The sequence below is a fragment of the Pseudomonas sp. Cab53 genome, assembly GCF_018325965.1.
GTDB classification, from domain to species: Bacteria; Pseudomonadota; Gammaproteobacteria; order Pseudomonadales; family Pseudomonadaceae; genus Aquipseudomonas; species Aquipseudomonas chlororaphis_E.
Genome location: NZ_AP021902.1, coordinates 77,817 through 98,658, shown reverse-complemented (window position 1 = coordinate 98,658; position 20,842 = coordinate 77,817). Strand labels below are relative to the sequence as shown.

General features: G+C 58.1%; 20 protein-coding genes and 1 pseudogene. 12 read left to right on the top strand and 9 right to left on the bottom strand.

All coding sequences use genetic code 11. The features are described 5' to 3' along the window. The first annotated feature begins 85 nt into the window (after nucleotides 1-85). Nucleotides 86-301 (top strand): dodecin, encoded by a 216-nt coding sequence (locus tag KI241_RS00465; RefSeq protein WP_042730551.1) that lies wholly within the window; start codon nucleotides 86-88, stop codon nucleotides 299-301. Nucleotides 302-415: 114 nt separating this feature from the next. After that, nucleotides 416-640, top strand: a complete 225-nt coding sequence (locus KI241_RS00460) for a DUF1161 domain-containing protein (RefSeq protein WP_042730552.1) — start codon at nucleotides 416-418, stop codon at nucleotides 638-640. Nucleotides 641-693: 53 nt separating this feature from the next. Here the strand turns inward: KI241_RS00460 and KI241_RS00455 are convergent, their stop codons facing one another. Next, nucleotides 694-1,695: an LLM class flavin-dependent oxidoreductase gene (locus KI241_RS00455; protein ID WP_123579328.1), complete on the bottom strand. Its 1,002-nt coding sequence runs from the start codon at nucleotides 1,693-1,695 to the stop codon at nucleotides 694-696. Nucleotides 1,696-1,930: 235 nt separating this feature from the next. Between KI241_RS00455 and KI241_RS00450 the strand changes: the two genes are divergently transcribed. Together KI241_RS00450 and KI241_RS00445 are read left to right on the top strand one after the other, a co-directional pair. Continuing rightward, the gene (locus tag KI241_RS00450) at nucleotides 1,931-2,362 is read left to right on the top strand and encodes an OsmC family protein (RefSeq protein ID WP_042730554.1); all 432 of its coding nucleotides are present in this window, start codon (nucleotides 1,931-1,933) and stop codon (nucleotides 2,360-2,362) included. Nucleotides 2,363-2,500: 138 nt separating this feature from the next. Then, complete coding sequence (locus KI241_RS00445) at nucleotides 2,501-2,734, top strand: DUF1161 domain-containing protein (protein WP_047739321.1); 234 nt, start codon at nucleotides 2,501-2,503, stop codon at nucleotides 2,732-2,734. Nucleotides 2,735-2,739: 5 nt separating this feature from the next. On the opposite strand, the gene KI241_RS00440 is transcribed toward KI241_RS00445, so the two are convergent. Then, nucleotides 2,740-3,165: a lipoprotein gene (locus KI241_RS00440; RefSeq protein WP_042730556.1), complete on the bottom strand. Its 426-nt coding sequence runs from the start codon at nucleotides 3,163-3,165 to the stop codon at nucleotides 2,740-2,742. Between the two features lie 41 nt (nucleotides 3,166-3,206). Continuing rightward, the gene (locus tag KI241_RS00435) at nucleotides 3,207-3,620 is read right to left on the bottom strand and encodes a hypothetical protein (protein WP_042730557.1); all 414 of its coding nucleotides are present in this window, start codon (nucleotides 3,618-3,620) and stop codon (nucleotides 3,207-3,209) included. Nucleotides 3,621-3,679: 59 nt separating this feature from the next. Here KI241_RS00435 and KI241_RS00430 point away from each other — a divergent pair, with 59 nt between their 5' ends. Next, entirely contained in the window at nucleotides 3,680-4,771 is a 1,092-nt protein-coding gene (locus tag KI241_RS00430; protein WP_212803229.1) for an aminopeptidase, read from the top strand. Between the two features lie 79 nt (nucleotides 4,772-4,850). Here the strand turns inward: KI241_RS00430 and KI241_RS00425 are convergent, their stop codons facing one another. After that, nucleotides 4,851-6,149, bottom strand: a complete 1,299-nt coding sequence (locus KI241_RS00425; RefSeq protein ID WP_042730559.1) for an MFS transporter — start codon at nucleotides 6,147-6,149, stop codon at nucleotides 4,851-4,853. A gap of 375 nt (nucleotides 6,150-6,524) precedes the next feature. Here KI241_RS00425 and KI241_RS00420 point away from each other — a divergent pair, with 375 nt between their 5' ends. Then, a complete protein-coding gene (locus tag KI241_RS00420) occupies nucleotides 6,525-6,929 on the top strand; it encodes an acyl-CoA thioesterase (RefSeq protein ID WP_003177184.1) in 405 nt (134 codons plus the stop codon). Nucleotides 6,930-6,985: 56 nt separating this feature from the next. After that, entirely contained in the window at nucleotides 6,986-7,885 is a 900-nt protein-coding gene (locus KI241_RS00415) for a D-hexose-6-phosphate mutarotase (protein WP_212803228.1), read from the top strand. A gap of 59 nt (nucleotides 7,886-7,944) precedes the next feature. On the opposite strand, the gene KI241_RS00410 is transcribed toward KI241_RS00415, so the two are convergent. Both KI241_RS00410 and KI241_RS00405 read right to left on the bottom strand, forming a co-directional pair. Continuing rightward, nucleotides 7,945-8,820, bottom strand: coding sequence for a serine/threonine-protein kinase (locus KI241_RS00410; RefSeq protein ID WP_244868302.1), 876 nt, complete (start codon nucleotides 8,818-8,820; stop codon nucleotides 7,945-7,947). A 53-nt stretch (nucleotides 8,821-8,873) separates the two neighbouring features. Continuing rightward, nucleotides 8,874-9,245 (bottom strand): annotated as a pseudogene (locus tag KI241_RS00405) (serine/threonine-protein phosphatase); the annotation flags it as partial. 427 nt (nucleotides 9,246-9,672) lie between these two features. On the opposite strand from KI241_RS00405, the gene KI241_RS00400 reads away from it, so the two are divergent. The 4 genes from KI241_RS00400 to KI241_RS00385 all read left to right on the top strand — a co-directional run bounded on the left by KI241_RS00400 (nucleotide 9,673) and on the right by KI241_RS00385 (nucleotide 13,657). Next, nucleotides 9,673-10,032: a DUF6124 family protein gene (locus KI241_RS00400; RefSeq protein ID WP_212803226.1), complete on the top strand. Its 360-nt coding sequence runs from the start codon at nucleotides 9,673-9,675 to the stop codon at nucleotides 10,030-10,032. 220 nt (nucleotides 10,033-10,252) lie between these two features. Beyond that, a complete protein-coding gene (locus KI241_RS00395) occupies nucleotides 10,253-10,675 on the top strand; it encodes a hypothetical protein (protein ID WP_212803225.1) in 423 nt (140 codons plus the stop codon). Between the two features lie 267 nt (nucleotides 10,676-10,942). Then, complete coding sequence (locus KI241_RS00390; RefSeq protein WP_212803224.1) at nucleotides 10,943-12,040, top strand: DUF4238 domain-containing protein; 1,098 nt, start codon at nucleotides 10,943-10,945, stop codon at nucleotides 12,038-12,040. A 243-nt stretch (nucleotides 12,041-12,283) separates the two neighbouring features. Beyond that, entirely contained in the window at nucleotides 12,284-13,657 is a 1,374-nt protein-coding gene (locus tag KI241_RS00385) for a transposase (protein ID WP_212803223.1), read from the top strand. Nucleotides 13,658-13,957: 300 nt separating this feature from the next. Here KI241_RS00385 and KI241_RS00380 read toward each other — a convergent pair whose 3' ends face one another. From KI241_RS00380 to KI241_RS00370, 3 genes are all read right to left on the bottom strand, one after another. Continuing rightward, nucleotides 13,958-16,045 (bottom strand): hypothetical protein, encoded by a 2,088-nt coding sequence (locus KI241_RS00380; protein WP_212803222.1) that lies wholly within the window; start codon nucleotides 16,043-16,045, stop codon nucleotides 13,958-13,960. 544 nt (nucleotides 16,046-16,589) lie between these two features. Next, a complete protein-coding gene (locus tag KI241_RS00375) occupies nucleotides 16,590-17,540 on the bottom strand; it encodes a homoserine kinase (RefSeq protein ID WP_042728888.1) in 951 nt (316 codons plus the stop codon). A gap of 59 nt (nucleotides 17,541-17,599) precedes the next feature. Further along, nucleotides 17,600-17,890, bottom strand: a complete 291-nt coding sequence (locus KI241_RS00370) for a DUF2782 domain-containing protein (protein ID WP_034149452.1) — start codon at nucleotides 17,888-17,890, stop codon at nucleotides 17,600-17,602. Nucleotides 17,891-17,964: 74 nt separating this feature from the next. Here KI241_RS00370 and polA point away from each other — a divergent pair, with 74 nt between their 5' ends. Beyond that, nucleotides 17,965-20,733, top strand: coding sequence for a DNA polymerase I (gene polA / locus KI241_RS00365; RefSeq protein ID WP_212803221.1), 2,769 nt, complete (start codon nucleotides 17,965-17,967; stop codon nucleotides 20,731-20,733). Nucleotides 20,734-20,842 lie beyond the last annotated feature (109 nt).

Below are 20,842 nucleotides of genomic sequence, written 5' to 3'. Positions count from 1 at the left end.
ATCTGAACTTTCCAGGGGCAAGCGGCGCCAGATGTAAGGCGAAAAATCGCTGCTAGGCTGTTAAAGACCCCTACAGGAGAACGTCATGACTGATCATCACACGTACAAGAAAGTCGAGCTGGTCGGCTCGTCTCCCACCAGCATCGAGGACGCCATCAACAACGCCCTCGCCGAGGCCAGCAAAAGCCTCAAGCACCTGGAATGGTTTGAAGTCACGGAAACCCGCGGACACATCGAAAACGGCCGGGCCGCGCACTTTCAAGTGACCATCAAGGTCGGATTCCGCATCGCCAACAGCTGAGGACAATGAACTTGCGCGCTGGCGGAGTGCCATAGGGACTGGCGATGCGCTATTGTCTGCGTGTCACGTCTTTCCAATACCTGCCCTATTTGATCCGACCAAGGAGTGCAAGCGATGAAAAAGTTAATGGTGGCCGTGGGTTTGCTGAGCCTTGCGGGTGGCGCATTGGCGGCCGGCAAGCCTTGCGAAGAGCTGAAAAGCGAAATCGCAGCGAAGCTGGATGCCAAGGGCGTGTCAGGTTATACCCTTGAAATCGTCGAAAAAAGCGCAGCGGCTGACGCCAAGGTCGTCGGCACCTGCGAGGCCGGCAGTAAGGTGATTACCTACAAACGCGGTTGATCTGATGCATACGAAAAGCCGACGCAATGCGTCGGCTTTTTCATGGCTGCAATTCAGCCTTTCATGACCTGGGCCAGCAGCTCATACGAGTGCAGGCGATCGGCATGTTCATACAGGTCGCTGGTGAAAATCAGCTCATCGGCCTGGGTTTGTTCGATCAACACGTCCAGCTTGGCGCGAATCTTCTGCGGGCCACCGACCATGGCCAGGCCAAGGAAGTCGCCAACCGCTTCTTTCTCATGAGGTAGCCAGAGCCCGTTCATGGACTCCACCGGCGGGCGCTGCACCAGGCTCTGCCCACGCATCAATGCCAGGATCCGCTGGTACACCGACGTCGCCAGATAATCGGCCCGCTCATCCGTGTCGGCGGCCACCAGTGGCACGCCGAGCATCACGTAAGGCTTGTCGAGCACCGCGGACGGTTTGAAGTGGTTGCGGTAGATGCGAATCGCCTCGTGCATGAAGCGCGGTGCGAAATGTGAGGCAAAGGCGTAGGGCAAACCGCGCTCACCGGCCAGTTGCGCGCTGAACAGACTGGAACCCAACAGCCACACCGGCACGTTGGTCCCGGTGCCCGGCATGGCAATGATGCGCTGCTCCGGCGTGCGCGGGCCGAGATAGCGCATCAGTTCGGCCACGTCATCAGGGAAGTCGTCGGCGCTGCCGGAGCGCTCGCGACGCAGCGCCCGGGCCGTCATCTGGTCGGAACCCGGCGCCCGGCCCAAGCCCAGATCGATTCGCCCGGGGTAGAGGCTTTCCAATGTGCCGAACTGTTCGGCAATGACCAACGGCGCATGGTTGGGCAACATCACCCCGCCGGAACCGACACGAATGGTCGAAGTGCCTCCCGCCAGGTAACCCAGCAGCACCGCCGTCGCGGAGCTGGCGATGCCATCCATGTTGTGATGCTCGGCCACCCAGAAGCGGGTGTAGCCATATTTTTCCACGTGCTGCGCCAAGTCCAGGGAGTTGCGCAGGGACTGGGCGGCATTGCCGTCGGCGCGAACGGGCACAAGGTCCAGGGTTGAGAATTTCACTTCGGACATCTGTTTCATGGGCCGGGGTCTCCAACGGCGTTCCGGGCTTTCCTAAGGGCGAAAGCCTGCCGTTTCTAAAGGTGTGTGCTATGCAATGTGGGCATATACCCGAGTTTCAATAGCAACAATGAATTTTCCTACTAAATTGGTCAACTAATCGACAGGATGAACTTTCCTGGCCGGTCTATCCTCACAACCCTGGTAATGACAAACACGGACGCGAAACCTCGCGCCGGACCTTGAGGAGGCAGACATGGCTATCATTAAGAAAGCATCGGCTCACTGGGAAGGTGACCTGAAAACCGGCATCGGCTCCATCTCCACTGAAACCGGTGTGTTGCGCGAAGCACCTTATGGCTTCAAGGCCCGCTTCGAAGGCGGCAAGGGCACCAACCCCGAAGAACTGATCGGCGCGGCCCACGCTGGCTGCTTCTCCATGGCGTTTTCGATGATTCTCGGCGAAGCCGGGCTCAAGGCTGACGCCATCGACACCAACGCCGACGTCACCCTGGATCAGGTCGATGGCGGCTTTGCGATCACCGCGGTAAAACTGACGCTCAAGGCCAAGATCCCCGGCGCCAGCCAGCAGCAGTTCGAAGAACTGAGCAACAAGGCCAAGGAAGGTTGCCCGGTTTCCAAGGTGTTGAACGCCAAGATCACCCTGGACGCGACCCTGGTGAGCTGACAAACCGAAGATCGCAGCCTCTGGGCCGCCGCAGGCTGCGGTCTTTTTACCCTGTCACCCCATCAGCAATCTGTGGTCGAATGAAGGTATGCAGTGTCTGCGCACAGGCAGTGCGCGCTGCCATGAGGAATTTCGAGCATGAAACGATTTGCCGTGGTGGTCATTGGTTGCGCCTTTGCCACATCCGCCCTCGCGGCGCCCAAACCGTGCGAAGAGCTCAAGGCCGAGATCGAAGCCAAGATCCAGGCGCAGGGCGTAACGTCCTACACGCTGGAAATCGTCACCAATGATGAGGTCCACGACCAGAACATGGTGGTGGGGACGTGCGAAAACGGCACGAAGAAAATCATCTACCAGAAGAACGACCGCTAGCCGCGCTACATCAGGCAATGGGCTTGTCGGTCTTCGGCGACCACTTCTCGCTTGGCGTTGTATAGCCTGGCGCTTGGGCTATAGGCCAGGTTACGGGCCTCCAGGCGATAGCGTTGGCCGGCCTCGAAGCCATCGTAGCGCACGGTCAGGTAGCACAGCCGCTCTTGCGGTTCGGAAAACATCCCCAACCCGCCACCACCGAACACCTCGAAGTCGAAGCGCACTTCCAGTTCGTGGCTGCCTGGTGACACCTGGAAAAACCGCCCATCCCGCAAGCGTTGCCCATCCAGGCTTTGCGCCATCAGGACCTTGCCACCCGGCGATGGCATGGCGAAATCGACCCAGGCCATGTTCGGGTCAACCGGGGGAAGCGGGGTCATTGCGCAGCCGCCCAGAGCAATGAGCGTCAGTATCGGTATAAGAGCGCGCATGTTCAGCGTCCTGGATAATCAGGCCCTGAGCATAGCGCCGATCAGCTTTGCTGGCAGCCTGCCGGCGTACCTTGCCCCACCACTTTGCGCTGTTGATCGTAGAGCTTGGCCCACGGCCGGAAACCAATGCTGCCGGCCTGCAACTGGTAACGCTGGCCAGCGTTGAAGTCTTTGAACTTGACGTTCAGCCGGCAATCACGCCACAGCGGCTCGGCATCCGGGCCGATGTTGCCGGGCTCGACGGCAAATTGATAACGCACCGTCAGCTCATGGCTGCCAGGCTGCACTTCGAAATAACGCTTGTCGATGGACGTCTTGTCGTCGACCTCCAACGCTTGCAACGCGGTGTCCTGATGGCTTCCCAGGTCAATCCACGCTTGGGACGGATCGGGGTCCGGCAGCCCGGCACAACCGGTCAGCAGCAAAAGGCCACTTGTCAGCATCAACACGCGCATAGCGAAGCTCCAGGCAAGCGAGATAGTCTTGTCGGCAGACTCTCCCAAGGTGATTCCAATTGATCAGGCCGCGTTCAAGCCATCGGTTACTCGACCGTGTTTTCCGGGTTTTGTTTCCAGGCCTCCTGCTTTTGTTACTCAACGGTTGCTCCAGTGTTGGCTACTACAGCCAGTTGGTCGGCGGACAACTGCGCTTGCTGCAAGCCCGCGAGCCGATCGACAAGGTGATTGCCGACCCCACGCGCGATGCCCAATTACGCACGCACCTGGCCCAAGCCCGCGAGGCCCGCGCGTTCGCCAGCGCCCACCTGCACCTGCCGGACAGCAAGAGCTATCGCCTGTACGCCGACATTGGCCGGCCGTTCGTGGTCTGGAATGTCTTCGCCACGCCAGAGTTTTCCCTGGCGCCGCAAACCCATTGTTTCCCCATCGCCGGCTGCGTGGCCTACCGCGGCTACTACAGCCAGGGCGCCGCCCGTGGCGAGGCGGCCTTGCAGCGCTTGCAGGGCATGGACGTAGCGATTGGCGGCGTGGAGGCCTATTCGACCCTGGGCTGGTTCAACGACCCGATCCTGAGTTCGATGATGCACTGGGGCGACGAGCGCCTGGCGACGCTGATTTTTCATGAGCTGGCGCACCAGCGGTTCTATGTAAAGGACGACACCGAGTTCAATGAGTCCTTCGCCACCTTCGTCGAACAGGAAGGCACCCGGCAATGGCGCGCCAGCCGCGGCCTGGCGCCGGACAACGGCAAGCGGATGCAGCAGCGCGACCAATTCACCCAACTGGTGCTCGACACCCGGCAACGGCTGGAGACCCTCTACGCCCAGCCACTGCCAGCCGAGCAAATGCGCCAGCGCAAGGCACAGGCATTCGAACGCCTGCGCAGCGACTACGAACACCTGCGCGACAGCCAGTGGGCGGGCGACAAGCGCTACGATGCCTGGGTCTATGCGCCCATGAACAACGCCCGCTTATTGCCGTTCGGCCTGTACGACCAATGGGTCCCGGCGTTTGCGGCGTTGTACAGGCAGCAAGACGGAGACTGGGAGGCGTTCTATTCGGCGGTCGAGAAGCTTGGCAGGCTGCCTATCGAGGCGCGTAAAGCGGCGTTGAAGGCCCTGGCAGCGCCGAAGACATCGGCTGATTGAACGGGCCTTTTCGCGAGCGGGCTGCACGGCATCCGTGGGGGCGAGCCTACTCGCGAAGTCGGTCAACCTATACGCCAACCTAGCGCCCCTTCTTCCAGAGATAGGCCCCCACCACCATCCCCAGCCCACACAACACCGCCACATAGTAAGCCGGCCCCATCGGGTTTTCCTTGAGCAGCAGGCTGACGACCATCGGGGTCAAGCCACCGAAAATGGCGTAGGCCACGTTGTAGGAAAACGACAGGCCACTGAAGCGCACCACCGGCGGGAACGCCTTGACCATGACGTAGGGAACCGCGCCGATGGTGCCCACCAGCAGCCCGGTCAGGGCGTACAGCGGGAACAGCCAATCAGGGTGCTCGGCCAGGCTGTGGTAGAAGGTCCAGGAGCTGGCCAGCAAGGCGGCGCAGCCGAACACAAAGACACGGCCCGCGCCGAAGCGATCCGCCAGGGCGCCGGCGAGGATGCAACCAATGGTCAGCATCACGATCGCCACGCTGTTGGACTGCAACGCGGTGGTCGGTGCGAAGTGGTAGACCGTCTGCAGCACGGTCGGGGTCATCAGGATCAGCACCACGATGGCGGCGGACAACAACCAGGTCAGCAGCATCGACACGACAATGGCACCGCGATGGTCGCGCAGCACCGCGCGCAGCGGCACTTCCTCGGCCAGGGCCTTGCGCAACTGCAACTCGGCGAACACCGGGGTTTCGTGCAGCCAGCGGCGCAGGTACACCGAGAACAGCCCGAACACGCCACCCAGCAGGAACGGAATCCGCCAGGCGTAATCGGCCACTTCCACGGGCGTATAAAGGCTGTTGATCGCGGTAGCGACCAGCGAACCCAGCAGGATGCCTGCCGTCAAGCCGGAGGTCAGGGTGCCGCAGGCATAGCCGATATGGCGCGCCGGCACGTGTTCGGATACGAACACCCAGGCGCCTGGCACTTCGCCGCCAATGGCTGCACCCTGGATCACGCGCATCAGCAACAGCAGGATCGGCGCCCACATGCCGATCTGCGCGTAGGTCGGCAGCAGGCCCATGATCAGGGTCGGCACGGCCATCATGAAAATGCTCAGGGTGAACATTTTCTTGCGCCCCAGCAGGTCGCCGAAGTGAGCCATGATGATCCCGCCCAGCGGCCGGGCCAGGTAGCCGGCGGCAAAGATGCCAAAGGTCTGCATCATGCGCAGCCACTCGGGCATTTCGGCAGGGAAGAACAATTTGCCGACCACGGTGGCAAAGAACACGAAAATGATGAAATCGTAGAACTCCAGCGCACCGCCCAGGGCAGATAGCGACAAAGTCTTGTAATCGTTGCGAGTCAGTGGACGTGCGGGTTGTGCGGGCGTCGCCGTGCTCGAAGGCGCAGTGGTCATGGCAAGGGCTTCTCTTATAGTCGATTCTGCCGGCCGGAGGATAGTTGGGGCCTGGGCAGGTTCGGCACCATAGCAAATTGTTCGAAAAAGCACATAGAGGCGCGTAATTGACAGTCGAAAACAGCACCGGGTGGTCGTCTCTACGTCTATCGCCCGATATACTCGCAACCTGCAACACTCTGTAAGGGGTTGCTGTGCGAAAACGTCGTTGGCGGTGTAGGGCCAGACAGAACCAGCCGGTTTCGCAGAGTCTCCCTTTGGTACGCCTTTACGAAAAACGTGATGAACGTAGCCTCTTCGGGCTGAATCGTTTTTTACAAGGACGGCTATTCACCTGAAGCACCAGACAGCGTTACGGGTCAGAGGCCCCTCGGCATGATAGAGCTCGAACAAGAAGATCCAATCCCGCAAGGCGACCTGGCCCTGCAAATCACCGCGCTTCCGCGCGAGACCAACGGCTTTGGCGATATTTTCGGCGGCTGGCTGGTGTCCCAGATGGACCTGGCCGGCACCGCCATGGCCAGCAAGGTCGCCGGCGGCCGCGTGGCGACCGTGGCGATCGATCGCATGGCCTTCCTGGTGCCCGTGGCCGTGGGCGCACAGCTGTCGTTCTATACCCAGGCGCTGGAAATCGGCCGTAGCTCCATCCAGATGATGGTTGAGGTCTGGAGCGACGATCCGCTGTCCAGCGAGTGGCGTAAAGTGACCGAGGCGGTGTTCGTCTTCGTCGCCATCGACGGCAGTGGACGCACCCGCTCGGTACCGCCACGCGCGCGTTAAACGCGGCGGCCGTTTTGCGGTCCATCGTAGCCCCTGTTCCAGAGCGAGATTGCACCATGTCCACGCCCAACGTCGAAGCCGTCAAACTGGATGAACTGAACGCCTGGCGGATCCGCCACGGTCAGGCCGAGTTGCTGGTGGCCCAGCAAGGCGCGCATATCCTCAGCTATCAAGTGGACGGCCAGCCGCCGCTGATCTGGCTCAACGACCAGGCGACGTTCAAGGCCGGCAAGAGCATCCGCGCCGGCGTGCCGGTGTGCTGGCCATGGTTCGGCAACCTGACGCGCAACCCCGACAGCGTGCAAGCCATGCGCGTGAGCAACGACCCGGCCACGGCCCACGGCCTGGTGCGGACGATGGATTGGGAACTGCAAGGCATCGAGGCCGAGGGCGAGCGCCTCAAGGTGGAGTTCGTGTTGCCTTACCCCGAGAACGGCCTGCCGGGCTGGCCTCACCAGGTGGACCTGACGCTGACCATCGAAATGGACGAGCAGTTGCACATCAGCCTGACCAGCCACAACCGTGGCAGCGAAACCGTCAGCCTCAGCCAGGCGCTGCACAGCTATTTCGCCGTGAGCGACGTGCGCAACGTGCACGTCGAAGGCGTCGACGGCCTGAGCTATATCGAAACCCTGGACGACTGGAAAACCGTCACCCAGGCCGGCGACCTGCACTTTGCCGGCGAAACCGACCGCATCTACCTCGATACCCCGCCAACACTGAGCATCGTCGATGCGCACTGGCAACGACGGATCGAACTGACCAGCCGCGGCTCGCGCTCGGCGGTCATCTGGAACCCCTGGACCGAACGCGCCAAGGCCTTCAGCGACATGGCCGACGACGGCTGGCAGCGCATGCTGTGCATCGAAACGGCGAATGTCATGAATGACGTGGTGACGCTGCTGCCCGACGCCAGTCATACCCTGGGCGTGAGCATCGGCAGCAAGCCGCTCTAATCCTCACGCCTGCGCCTGTGGGGGCGAGCCTGCTCGCGAAAGCGATCAACGCCGCCCCCTCACCACCACAACCTCCCCTTGTTGAAAACATCGCGCAATTGCGCCGCACGGATAGTCCGTCGGCCCGGATCGAACGCCAAGGCCAAGCGCAGCGCCGGCCAACAGCGCCCGGGAAGGTTGCGCGGTGCCTTGAGTTGGCGTTCCAGGCGGGCAGCGCGGGCCTGGGTGGACGGCAAGCGGCGAAACGGGTGGCTACCGCTGGCCAGCTCGTACAACAAACAAGCCACGCCATAGATGTCGGCCGCCGGCGACAGGGCCGACCCCTCCAGCAGTTCCGGCGCGGCATAGGCGGGTGTCCAAGCGTTGAGGCGTTTGCGGTCAAGGTTGGCCAAGCGCGTCAACGGCCCCCTCTGTGCCTGGCCCAAACCGAAATCGAACAAACGCAGCTGTGCTTCACCCAACATGACATTGCTGGGCTTCACGTCGCCGTGCAGTACACCCCGCCCGTGGGCATACGCCAAGGCATCGAGCAGCGGCACGGCAATCGCTTGTAACTCGCGCCAGGGCACGCCCTGCGGACGCTCGCAAAGCAGCTGGTCGAGGGTCTGGCCGCGCATGAGCTCCATGGTGATGAACGCCTGCCGGTGAGTCGCGTCCACTTCAAAACTGAACGGGCGCAGCACGTTCGGGTGATGCAAATGCTGGCTCAGGGCAAACTCGCTGAACAGCAGCGCACTGGCGTCGGGGGATGCGTTGAAGGGCTCGCTGAGCATTTTCAGCGCGATGTAGGGCGCGGGGTCACCGAACTGTTCGTGCAGCAGATCCCGAGCGCGGTACACGAGCCCCATGCCGCCCGCCCCCAGTAAACGCTCCAGACGAAAACGCCCGGCCAGGACCCGCGGCGCTTGGCTGGCGTCGCGTTCGGTCGCGACCACCGCCGGCGGGGCATCGGCGAAAGCGAAATAGGTGTGCTGGCCGCCCTGTACACTCACCGCCGGATCACCACCGCCGTAAGGTTATCCCGCGCCGCGCCACCCAGAACCTCGTCGAACAAGCGCTCCACTGCCGAACACGGTGAAGCCAGCCCCAACGCGCCGCCCAAGGCCTCTGCGCCAAGGCCTTGATACAGGCCATCACTGCACAGCAAGAACGTATCACCGGGATACACCGCCAGTTCCAACGTCTCCAGCGTCAATTCTTGCTCGGCGCCCACCGCGCGGGTCAGTGCCTTGCCCGCGGGGTGCGCACAGGCCTCGGCGCGGCTGATGCGTTGGGTGTCGATGAGTTGCTGTTGCAGGGAGTGATCCTTGGACAGCTGATACAACCGTCGGCCGCGCCAGAGGTAGCAATGACTGTCGCCGGTGGCAGATACAGCAGTTGCGTACCGTACGAAGCGCTCCACAACACCCATGCCGGACGGACCTTTCCTACAAACTTCGCCACCAGTCAGATCGTGTTTATCTCCATCTCCACCAGTTTCCCTCAAGCTACGCATCCTTGCGCCTTTACCTACGACTGCGCCAGAATCCGCCCGCTTGTGCGCCGTGTCCCCAGGCTCTATCGTTTCTCTGCCACTGCCCATCAGTGGTCGGGTTTAGTAGCCCGGTTTACGTCTCGGCTGCACGAGCCTCATCAGTCAGGCATTGCCTGTTCTTGATGGCGGCTGTGCGCATGGCTCCTTCGGGCGCGCCGGGTTTGACGTAATCACCGGTCTACTAACTTGCGCACAGCTGCCACCCTTCCGTTTAGTAGCGAAATGGTTGCGGCCTACTAGAGGGATTACGTCAATGTTCAAAATAACTCCTAACCCGCCAGAAGCCGAACAAGCTCAACCCCGCACAAAATCCAAGGCCAAAAAGCTCGACGAAGCCGCCGAACGTGCGCTTGATTTCTATCTATCACCAAAAAAGAAAAAAACCGACGATCCCAAACCGGGCCAGGTATTCACCGTTGTGAAGGATCTCGACAACGAATGCCTACTCGCCAACCTTACCGAAACGCTGGCATCAGCCGACGCAATGGTTAATGACCTGGCGTTCGAGCTGGAAGGAACGCATCGCCACTTTGCCCTCGGTATTCAGCAACTAATCGAGCTGAGCTCATTGCTTGCGAACCGGGTGCTAGATAACGTAGAGCCGCAACGCTAGGTAAATTGCGGATGAGACCCACCTGTGGATCGGGATCTCATCCGCAAACGCAAGAGAAAAATTTCTACTTCTCAACGCCTTAAGACCAATGGCACCTTTCCAAATTCGACATTTTCCTTTCTAGCCTCAGGCCGAAAACGGCTAGAAGCTGCCCATCAGTTGCGTCGACTGCTACTCTCTACGGTTTCTGAACTCAGTGCTGCTTATAATGTGAAACTATATGAATAACCAACTCGCCATTTTGATCAGCGACTACCAAGCCAGTGTTGGCGCCGCTGTGGACATGATGCATCGGTCTGGTATCCCACGGCCCTTGACCAATATGGATTGGGTGGGAACTGACATTCCTCAGCACGGAGAGCTAGAAGGTGGAGTTCGTTACTTCAAGCACGGCTATGGCTGCTCGGTTAGCCTCCCCACAGGTACAGTAGACTTTGACTTTGGGGCTCAAGGTGAAATCGGTGGCTTCGACGCATGGCGACTTGCTAGTTTCGCAGGCGACAAATTATCGGATTACGGTTTTGCTGATGAGGATGCACTCACAGAGTGCTTCAAAGCAGAAGTTGCTGCCGGTTCTCTACTGTATTCCGGGTACATTCTCTACTACGTAGCGGACGACACCTCACAATTTCTGTCGAAATAGACCGTACGCCATTCCGCGCCCATCAGCGCAGTAGCATACTTTGGCTCGAGAATCAACGGAGGCGCTCAAACCTGATATCGTGTGGTTTGAGCTTTTTTGTTCCCGCCCCATCAAATTGAGTTCAGGCGGTGATAAATGTCTCTACGCCGCCATCTCGCGCCGTCGATGCAGAGACTAAAACCGTATAATCACCGATAAGTTTGCAGATGGCGTCTCGCAGGAAACGAGTGAAAAGGGACTGAGACATGCCCATGTATGGAGTTAAATATGGCATCGAATAAAAATCAGCATTTTGTTCCGCGTTGTTATCTAAAACCGTTCACGATCAAGGGTGAAGGCGCTGCTATCAATGTTTACAATCTTGATAGGCAGAGGTTAATAACTAATGCACCGGTAAAAAATCAGTGCTCTCGCGACTATTTTTATGGGCAAGATGATAAGCTTGAGATCGCTATCCAGTCGCTCGAACAGGAGTATGGTTCAGTTTTAAATGAGATTATTCAGCCTGGCTATAAGTTCCAGTCGCACCATCAGTATATTCTTCAGCTTTTTTGGTTATTTCAATATCTACGCACTGAAGGTGCATGTAGGCGATCGGCAGAAATGTTTGCCGATATGATCGAGCCTGCTGGCCTGGATAGCGGCTTTTCCATGAGTATTAAAGAGGCAGTACAAACGGCAATGGGCGCCTTTGCTGATAACATGGAAGTTGTGTCTGACCTCAAAATCTGTCTGCTTAAAAATGCTACCAACGTTCCGTTCCTTTCCTCAGACGATCCCGCAGTCTTAACGAACCGATGGCAGTTGGAGGACAAGCGAACTCGTGGTGGCTCGCTCGGCCTCAGGGATGCCGGAGCGATATTGTTACTCCCGTTATCTCCAACGATATTTTGTTTAGGCTATGATCCGGATGTCTATCGGATTCCAAGTAACAACAGTTGGCTAACAATACGTAAAGCCACTGACGTCGAGGCCCTCAATGAATTTCAAGTCTTAAATTGTCGAGCTAATCTTTTTGTTGGCAGTCTGGATTATGCTGATGGACTGCATCGCTTTGTTAATAATTTCATTCGTCACAGACCAGCCGTGAGACACATCGTCAACTTTGCAATTTTTGAGGGCGAAGAGACGGCAGAGCACAAAAAATATCGCGTGGTATCCAAGTCAGATTTTAAAGAGGCCCATGATGGCATCATGCATGCTCAAACGATATCTCAAATCCCGTCGCAATGGCCTAGTTTCCTGCTGCGCCGAAATAAAAGCTGTGCTTACTACAATGGCACTGGAATAGGATACATTCGACAGATGCATGCAACGTTGATGGAAGTCGCTCAACCTTTTTTTAGAGTTTCTCCGTATAGGTAGAATTCGAAAACTGCAATAGTTGGCACATGTTGATAAACGCACTCTGCGCTTAGGCATTTCGACCCTTATTGTGGGGCGTTAAAAAGAATCCCAGCCCATCATCGGGGTGGTTTCTGCCCGTTCATTGTGGGCCGACAGCAGCATTGGGCGACTGGCCGTTCTCGGCCGATTTTGTTGAAAAAGTAGCTCCCCTGTATGGCCTGCGGCAAAATCTCTGCATTGGCCAGCAGGGAAGCACACAGCATGATGGGACAGTTATCGAGTGGGCAGGATCGACTGTTTTACTCGTTCAACCTTGAAGATCACATCCCAGCCAATCACCTTCTGCGCAGCATTGATCAGTGTCTCGATCTGAACGACCTGCGCCATTACCTCGCCGATTTTTATAGCCCGATCGGGCGTCCGTCGATTGATCCTGAACTGATGATCCGCATGCTGATCGTGGGCTATTGCTACGGCATTCGCTCCGAACGGCGGTTGTGCGAAGAGGCCCATTTGAACCTGGCGTATCGCTGGTTCTGCCGGTTGAGCCTTGAAGATGAAGTCCCCAATCACTCGACCTTTTCCAAAAATCGACACGGCCGTTTTCGGGACAGCGATCTGTTTCGCTGGTTGTTCAACGAGGTGCTGCGTCGTTGCATGGATGCTGGCCTGGTCAAAGGCGAAGGATTTGCTGTGGACGCCAGCATCATCAAAGCGGATGCGAGTCGGCAGCGCGGCGTACCGGGTGATGAACAGGTCAACTGGAGCGATCCGGCCCTGAGCACCCGCGCCGTGCGTGAGTACCTTGAAGCCCTCGATGAAGGGGCTTTGGCCGAAACGCTACCGAAGCGTTTATCACTGACTGATCCACAGGCTCGCTGGACCGCTGCTCCAGGCGGCCCCGCGTTCTACGCTTACTCGACGAATTATCTGATCGATACCGAACACGGCGTCATCGTGGATGTGGAGCCTACACCCGCTCATCGAACGGCCGAAGTCGAGAGCACCAAGACGATGATCGATCGCGTTGAAGCGCAGTTCGACATCAAGCCGGAACGCCTCATCGGCGATACCGCGTACGGTACAACGCCGATGTTGGCCTGGATGGTGGAGGAAAAAGACATCGAACCTCACGTGCCGGTGTGGGACAAAACCGAGCGCAAGAACGACAGTTTTTCGAGCAACGATTTCCACTGGAATGAAGAGATTGAGGAATACCGATGCCCGGCCGGCAAGGCATTGCGCAGTGAATGGCGAGCCTTCAAGAACGAGCGTTCACACGTCACCAAGGCCAACACCATCATCTTCCGATCCCGGCAGACCGACTGCGCAACGTGTCCGATGAAAGCCAAGTGCTGCCCGAACACTGCGTTCCGCAAGATCGCTCGCAGCGTCCATGAGGCCGCTCGTGATGTGGCGCGGCGCATTGCAGCAACGCCGGCATATCAGCGCTCTCGCCACGAACGTAAAAAGGTCGAAATGTTGTTTGCCCACCTCAAGCGAATCCTGAAACTGGACCGCTTGCGACTACGTGGCATGAGCGGCGCGACCGATGAGTTCACGCTGGCCGCTGCGGTGCAGAACCTGCGCCGGCTGGCCAAATTTACCTCTCAAGGTCCACCGGTCACGGGATAGGTGCGCCTGCACTAAGCAAAAAACCTCAAACTAACCCACTAACTGAGCGGCAACGGTCAACGAAGGGCCGAAAAACCACTCAATGTGGTGAGTAGGTTCTCCAGTGGTAGTCGTGCCTGAGTTCAGGCGATCTGAAAAACCGACTTTTTCAACAGAATAGGCCAAAAGCGGTCACTCATATGAGAGTCCGCTTTTGCATTAATCCCAATTTTCATAAAGAACTTATTGCTGGTATTGGAGCCTAGCCTTTACGGCGGCCAGAAAAGTCGCTTCAGGCTAGATACACAAGCAACAACTCTTTTAGGCAGAGAGCATCTCCCTAACCGTCCTGAAGCGTTCATAGACGTTGTGATAACCCTTCTGCTCAATCATGGTTCTAAGCATGTGATCGTTATTGTGCCGTACAAGATGGGCATCCGAGAACGACGTCTTCACCGTAAGTAATCGTTCTTCTTTGGTGAGACTCTCTCCTGTCCACTCTATTTCTTCGTAGAATTTGTCCAGCAAAATTTCATAATCTCCCCAGTTCAAAGAATCGAGGACTGCACCAATCCCTGCCAAGTCGCCCAAGTCCAAAAGATCTTGACGCGAGAGCGCTCTATTTTTTGCATCCGAGGGGATTGCGCTAACTGCACAATTTACAGCTTCAAATGGCAGCCTATCTTTCTCTAAATCAACCTTTAAGCGAATGCGTACTGCTATCTCAATTGATTCGACGGCATCTTTTAACTGGCGCTTCTGCTCGACGTATTCACTTGCAGCAGGTTTCTGCAGCGCTTCACGAATTAAAGAAAGAGATACTTCTGGAAGCTCATTGTTGAACTCAATAAGACCATACCGTTCTAGGTGATAAGCGAAGGTTTCCCTGAATTCGTCATCACCCCAAACTTCTGCATAGGCCTGCGCCCCTCCCATTGCAATATCCCGAAGCAATCGTTCTTCATCCGGGGCCACCTTACCTAAGTGCTCTAGAAACCATGCCACTTGATTGAAAAGATCTCTTTTACGCCGCTCAAACGCTCTTTCAATATCTTTTTTATCTATTTGTTTTTTTGCAGCACGACCAGGAAATAAATCATGAACAGCGGTTCCGAGTCTTCGTAACAATAGTGGATGCCCACCCACTAATTCGTATACTTTATCTATCGACTCTGATTCAAAAATCAGCCCCATACGGTCGCCCAACCCTGTCAGTAGGGATTTAGCTTCGGGTTGAGTCATGGGGCCTAAGTACATGCGTTGCATTTCATACAAGGGATTTGGCTGATCCTCCAACGCGCCCTGCTCTACACCCGAAGGGTTTACGCCGCCAAGCAGGTACACCAGCTCCGCAGGCGAATCGAGGCCCCGTTTTATTGATTGGAGAGTGTTCCAGAATGAAAAAAAATCAGTCCGCCAGAAACCATCTTTCGCTAGATGAGGGTAAAGATAATCGCACTCATCAAGGATAAAAACTAACCGTACTGACTCCCTTCCAGTTGCGTTCTTTAGGGCCCTTGCGGATTTCAAAAGCGATGTAATATCTTTTTCAAATGCATCCGCAAGCAGACGTTCATCGCTCGTTCGCTTGGAGATGAGATGCGTTAATTTCTCCGCTTTGGCATGTACTTTTGATTCTAAATCTTTTGCCTGCTGTTGAAGTTTAGATTGCCACGTTTGAACTAGCGTCTGTGCGAGGTGCCACCACCGACCCGCTGTGAGCGATGTAGTGTTGCCTCTAAGAAATGCCGTGGCAGTAATTGCCGAATCGTCATCAATGAGAAGATCTTCCAATCTCCCTAACAACGAGCTTTTACCTATCTTTCTAAGGCCAAAAACAGCCACTGGCGATCCGTTCAAGACCTTAGCAAGCAATTCATTAACAACTAGTTGACGACCAAAAAATTCACTTGGATCACGCACGGGTTCCGCTTCTGCGAAAAAATCGCGGCGCCACAAAGAAGCACTCAAGAGTGAATACAGTCGTTCCTTGGCTGAAGGTGCCGTCTCTAATTCTTGCAAGCGTATTAAAACAATAGTCGATCTGTTTCTTTGAGCCCATGCTGCGCAAAATGCATCGGCGATGGGAGCATCTGAAGCAACGAGTCGGACAGTCCCATCGAGTCGTTCAATAAGATTTGCCGGCGGAGAGAGATTTAGCGTTCTCTGATGAAAATCGGCGGAATAGCCGTTACCTATGACGAAACACTCTTGCCGGAGGCCGAAGTGGTCGGCTACCTCGGCAGATGGCTTGACGATTGCCAGCCAGACGTTCAAAGAACTCTCGCGGAACCACGTTACTTGAAATCCCTCTGACAGTAACTCTAGAACGGGCGTTGCACCATCCCGAGTTACATCTTGGGCAGCATCAAACGCGGGCCTTGCATCCCTATGAAAACTGATCGCCACAGATCCTCCATTTTCAAGTGTGGTCTAAGAACACTGCACCATCATGGCATTGCGCCACGGCAGCGTCTAGGCATAACCTGTCCTGAAGGCGTATGGCATATCACAGCTGATACCTACAGAAGACTGAAGGTTAGATTGTGCCCGTTAGCGTTCAATTGCGAACGTCCGCTTCCGGCCGATTCTGTTGAAAAAGTCGGCTTCGGTTTCCATGGCAGAAAAGTACGCGTCTGAGATTGAAATCTGTGTTTTGCGCAGAAGGTTCAGGGCTCAGATTTGACGTAGCGGCGTGCAAAAAAGGCGTTTCCACCGCTCAATGCATGGGTACTCAGGCCGGGTCGACTTTTTCAACACAATCGGCCGGAAGCAGCCGACCATGCAGTGGGCGCTAAGGGACCTAATCTAATATGGCTGCTAGAGGCTGCAGCACTCTAGCGTATCGCAGACCAATCCTTCGCTGGATGTCGACTCGCTGATCTGCCCTGAAACATTCCTCCACCGACAGGCCTTGAATTACTCCAAAGCCCAGTCGATTAAAGAGAATGCCTTACAAGGCAAACGGCAACATCACACGAACCGCCTGCCGCTGCGCCAACCGCTGCTGAAACTCCATCGGGTCGTGGATCAGCACATCCTGCCCGGCGAAGGATTCGGCGGCGATCAAGCGCGACAGCCAGAAGCGCACGCACGCCACGCGCAGCAGGGTCGGCCAGAGGTCGGCCTCGGCGGCGGTGAACGGTCGCAGTGCCGCGTAAGCGCCCAGCAAGGCTCGCGCCCGTGGGCCGTCGAGCACGCCGTCGTCGTCCGAACACCAGTCGTTCAGGGCAATGGCCACGTCATACAGCATCGGCCCGGAACAGGCGTTGTAGAAGTCGATCAAGCCGGTCAGGTGGGTGCCTTCGAACATCGCATTGTCGCGGAACAGGTCAGCGTGGATGTTGGCGCGAGGCAGCGCCAGGATGCCGACCTTTTGCTGGGCGATTTCTTCCAGCGCGGCTTCCAGCAACCGGCGGGCCTCGGCGTCGAGGTGCGACAGCAGTTTGGCGCCCTCTTCCTGCATCCAGTCCAGACCGCGGTCGGTCTTGCGCTTGATCATGTTGTCGCGGGTGGCCAGGTGCAGGTGCGCCAGCAATTCGCCGACCTGGGCGCAATGCTGGGCATTGGCCTGTTTGATGTGCTTACCCGCCAGGCGCGGTTGCAGCAGCGCAGGCTTGCCTGCCAGTTCCCGCAGCGCGACGCCGTCGGTGGTGCGCAAGGCGTACGGCACCGGCAGGTCGGCGTCGTGCAGCACGTCGAGCAGTTCAATGAAGAACGGCATTTCCTGCACCGGGCCGCGTTCAACCAGGGTCAGGACGAACTCGCCCCGCTCCAGGCTGATAAAGAAATTGGTGTTTTCGCTACCGGCGGCAATCCCCTGGAAATCAAGCAGGCGGCCGAGCCCATAAGGGGCGAGAAAGGTTTCCAGCTCGGGCCGGGCCAAGGGGGTAAACACAGACATGGTTAAAAACTGCTCAGTTCTGGCGCCGCGGTGCAGCGGCGCCGATTAAAGTTAGGCAACTACTTCCACTCGAAGATTTTCCAGGACGGAATCAACATGTCCGGCTGGTCCGAGCGGATGAAGTTTGCATCTGTCCCGTCGGCGCGCACCAGGAAATACGGGGGCGCACCTTTGGGCGTAACCTTGATCGCGTACAGGAAACCGTTTTGGCGGTACTCCTGGATGACCTTGTCCCCTTCCGTGCGGATCGTGACTTCCGGCTCTGGCGTTGGGGCATCGTCCGCGGCCATGACGGCCAATGGAACGGTTGCAAACAAGCCAGCCAGTAACAGGCGATTGAGTGTGCGCATGATAACCTTGTCCCTTTGTCGTCAACGGTCCCGCTATTCTAGCCCCGGACCCGCCGAAAAGGTTGATCGTGCTCATGAGCCAAGCCCCCCTCGTCCTGGTGGACGGTTCTTCATATCTGTACCGCGCCTTCCACGCGCTGCCACCGCTGACCACCTCCAAAGGCCTGCCCACCGGTGCGGTCAAGGGCGTGCTGAACATGCTCAAGAGCCTGCGCAAGCAGTATCCGGACAGCCCGTTCGCCGTGGTGTTCGACGCCAAGGGCGGGACGTTTCGCGATGCGCTGTACGCCGAATACAAGGCCAACCGCCCGAGCATGCCCGACGACATGCGCGTGCAAATCGAGCCGCTGCATGCCAGCGTCAAGGCCCTGGGCTTCCCGCTGCTTTGCGTGGACAACGTCGAGGCCGATGACGTGATCGGCACCCTGGCCCGCAGCAGCGCGGCGGCCAATCGCCCGGTGGTGATCTCCACCGGCGACAAAGACATGGCGCAGTTGGTCGATGGGCACATTACCTTGGTCAATACGATGACCGGTAGCGCGCTGGACGTGGCTGGCGTTAAGGAGAAATTTGGCGTCGCTCCGGAGCAGATCATCGATTACCTGGCGTTGATGGGCGATTCCTCCGACAACATCCCGGGCGTGCCGGGCATCGGCCCGAAAACCGCGTCCGGCCTGCTGGTGGGCGTCAACGGCGGCCTGACCGAGCTGTACGCACAACTGGACATCGTCGCCACCTTGCCGATCCGTGGCGCCAAGACCCTGCCCGCCAAGCTGGAAGAGCACAAGGAAATGGCGTTCCTGTCCTACGAGCTGGCAACCATCAAGACCGACGTGCCGTTGGACGTTGGCCTGGACGACCTGCAGATGGGCGAGCCGGACCACGAGAAACTCGCCGAGCTCTACACCCTGCTGGAGTTCAAGAGCTGGTTCGAGGAAAACCAGCGGGACGCCAAGCGCGCTGGCCAGGAGATCGTCGAAGTCAGCGACGAACAGCCCGGCGCCGCCGAGGCCCAGTACGAGATCATTCTTGAACAGGCGCAGTTCGAGGCGTTGCTCGACAAGCTGAACAAGGCGCCGCTGTTCGCGTTCGTCACCGAAACCAACGGCAACGACGCCCAGCATTCGCAACTGGTCGGTTTGTCGTTTGCGGTGGCGCCGTTTGAAGCGGCCTACATTCCGTTGACCCATTCCTACATGGGCGTGCCCGAGCAGTTGGACCGCGACACCGTACTCAAGACCCTCAAGCCGCTGCTGGAAGACCCCAACAAGCTCAAGATCGGCCAGCACGCCAAGTTCGAAACCAACATCCTGGCGAACTGCGCCATCGGCGGGGACCAGAACAACGGCATCTTCGTCCAGGGCATCGCCTTCGACACCATGCTCGAATCCTACGTGCTGGATTCCACCGCGACTCGCCATGACATGGACAGCCTGGCGCTCAAGTACCTGGGCCAGAGCAAGACCGATTTCCAGGACATCGCGGGCAAGGGGGTCAAGCAACTGAGCTTCGACCAGATCGCCCTGGAACTGGCCGGCCCGTACGCCGCCGAAGGGGCCGACGTGACTTTGCGTCTGCACCAGGCCTTGCAGGAGAAACTCGCCGCCACGCCGAGCCTGGGCACGGTGTTGAATGACATCGAGATGCCGCTGATGCCGGTCCTGGCGCGCATCGAACGCCAGGGCGCGCTGGTGGATGCGAACCTGCTGGGTGTACAGAGCGTTGAGTTGGGCGAGAAGCTGGTGGCACTGGAGCGTGAGGCGTTTGCCATCGCCGGCGAGGAGTTCAACCTCGGCTCGCCGAAGCAACTGGGCGTGATCCTGTACGAAAAACTCGGCTTGCCGGTGCTCAGCAAAACCGCCAAGGGCCAGGCGTCCACCGCCGAAGCCGTGCTCGCGGAACTGGCCGAGCAGGATTACCCGCTGCCCAAGGTGCTGATGCAGTACCGTTCGTTGAGCAAGCTCAAGAGCACCTACACCGACCGCCTGCCGGAGCAGATCAACAGCCGCACCGGACGCGTGCACACCAACTATCAACAAGCCGTCGCGGCGACCGGGCGTTTGTCGTCCATCGACCCTAACCTGCAAAACATTCCGATCCGGACCGCCGAAGGCCGCCGAATTCGCCAGGCGTTCATCGCGCCCAAAGGCTACAAGCTGCTGGCAGCGGACTACTCGCAGATCGAACTGCGGATCATGGCGCACCTGGCCAAGGACGAAGGCCTGCTTCATGCGTTCCGCAACAATCTGGATGTGCACCGGGCCACGGCCGCCGAAGTATTCGGCGTCGAGCTGGAAGCCGTCAGCCATGACCAGCGTCGCAGCGCCAAGGCGATCAACTTCGGCTTGATCTACGGCATGAGCGCATTCGGCCTCGCCAAACAGATCGGCGTAGACCGCAAGCAATCCCAGGCCTACATCGACCGCTATTTCGCCCGCTACCCCGGGGTGTTGCAGTACATGGAGCGCACCCGCGCCCAGGCCGCCGAGCAGGGGTTCGTCGAAACCATTTTCGGCCGCCGGCTGTACCTGCCGGACATCAACGCGAAGAACCCGGCCCTGCGCAAAGGCGCCGAGCGCACGGCGATCAACGCGCCGATGCAAGGCACCGCCGCCGATATCATCAAGAAGGCCATGGTGGCCGTGGACCGCTGGTTGTCGAGCTCAGGGCTGGACGCCCGGGTCATCCTGCAGGTGCACGATGAATTGGTGCTGGAAGTGCGCGAAGACCTGGTCGACCAGGTCAGCACTGAAATTCGCCAGCACATGAGCGCCGCCGCCACGCTGGATGTGCCGCTGCTGGTGGAAGTGGGCGTGGGTAATAACTGGGACGAGGCGCACTGACACGTCCACCCCGTGGAGCTAGAACAGCCTGTGGCGAGGGAGCTTGCTCCCGCTGGGTGGCGCAGCCGCCCCCAACATTTTGTGAGCGCTTCGCGCTCAAGCGGGAGCA

Excerpts from the sequence above, each read along its gene's own strand:
- KI241_RS00435 (WP_042730557.1), bottom strand. The coding sequence starts at position 3,620 with ATGCGCGTGTTGATGCTGACAAGTGGCCTTTTGCTGCTGACCGGTTGT.
- KI241_RS00395 (WP_212803225.1), top strand. The coding sequence starts at position 10,253 with ATGAATAACCAACTCGCCATTTTGATCAGCGACTACCAAGCCAGTGTT.
- KI241_RS00385 (WP_212803223.1), top strand. The coding sequence starts at position 12,284 with ATGATGGGACAGTTATCGAGTGGGCAGGATCGACTGTTTTACTCGTTC.
- polA (WP_212803221.1), top strand. The coding sequence starts at position 17,965 with ATGAGCCAAGCCCCCCTCGTCCTGGTGGACGGTTCTTCATATCTGTAC.
- KI241_RS00390 (WP_212803224.1), top strand. The coding sequence starts at position 10,943 with ATGGCATCGAATAAAAATCAGCATTTTGTTCCGCGTTGTTATCTAAAA.
- KI241_RS00440 (WP_042730556.1), bottom strand. The coding sequence starts at position 3,165 with ATGCGCGCTCTTATACCGATACTGACGCTCATTGCTCTGGGCGGCTGC.
- KI241_RS00370 (WP_034149452.1), bottom strand. The coding sequence starts at position 17,890 with ATGCGCACACTCAATCGCCTGTTACTGGCTGGCTTGTTTGCAACCGTT.
- KI241_RS00400 (WP_212803226.1), top strand. The coding sequence starts at position 9,673 with ATGTTCAAAATAACTCCTAACCCGCCAGAAGCCGAACAAGCTCAACCC.
- KI241_RS00375 (WP_042728888.1), bottom strand. The coding sequence starts at position 17,540 with ATGTCTGTGTTTACCCCCTTGGCCCGGCCCGAGCTGGAAACCTTTCTC.
- KI241_RS00450 (WP_042730554.1), top strand. The coding sequence starts at position 1,931 with ATGGCTATCATTAAGAAAGCATCGGCTCACTGGGAAGGTGACCTGAAA.
- KI241_RS00465 (WP_042730551.1), top strand. The coding sequence starts at position 86 with ATGACTGATCATCACACGTACAAGAAAGTCGAGCTGGTCGGCTCGTCT.
- KI241_RS00455 (WP_123579328.1), bottom strand. The coding sequence starts at position 1,695 with ATGAAACAGATGTCCGAAGTGAAATTCTCAACCCTGGACCTTGTGCCC.
- KI241_RS00420 (WP_003177184.1), top strand. The coding sequence starts at position 6,525 with ATGATAGAGCTCGAACAAGAAGATCCAATCCCGCAAGGCGACCTGGCC.
- KI241_RS00415 (WP_212803228.1), top strand. The coding sequence starts at position 6,986 with ATGTCCACGCCCAACGTCGAAGCCGTCAAACTGGATGAACTGAACGCC.
- KI241_RS00425 (WP_042730559.1), bottom strand. The coding sequence starts at position 6,149 with ATGACCACTGCGCCTTCGAGCACGGCGACGCCCGCACAACCCGCACGT.
- KI241_RS00445 (WP_047739321.1), top strand. The coding sequence starts at position 2,501 with ATGAAACGATTTGCCGTGGTGGTCATTGGTTGCGCCTTTGCCACATCC.
- KI241_RS00460 (WP_042730552.1), top strand. The coding sequence starts at position 416 with ATGAAAAAGTTAATGGTGGCCGTGGGTTTGCTGAGCCTTGCGGGTGGC.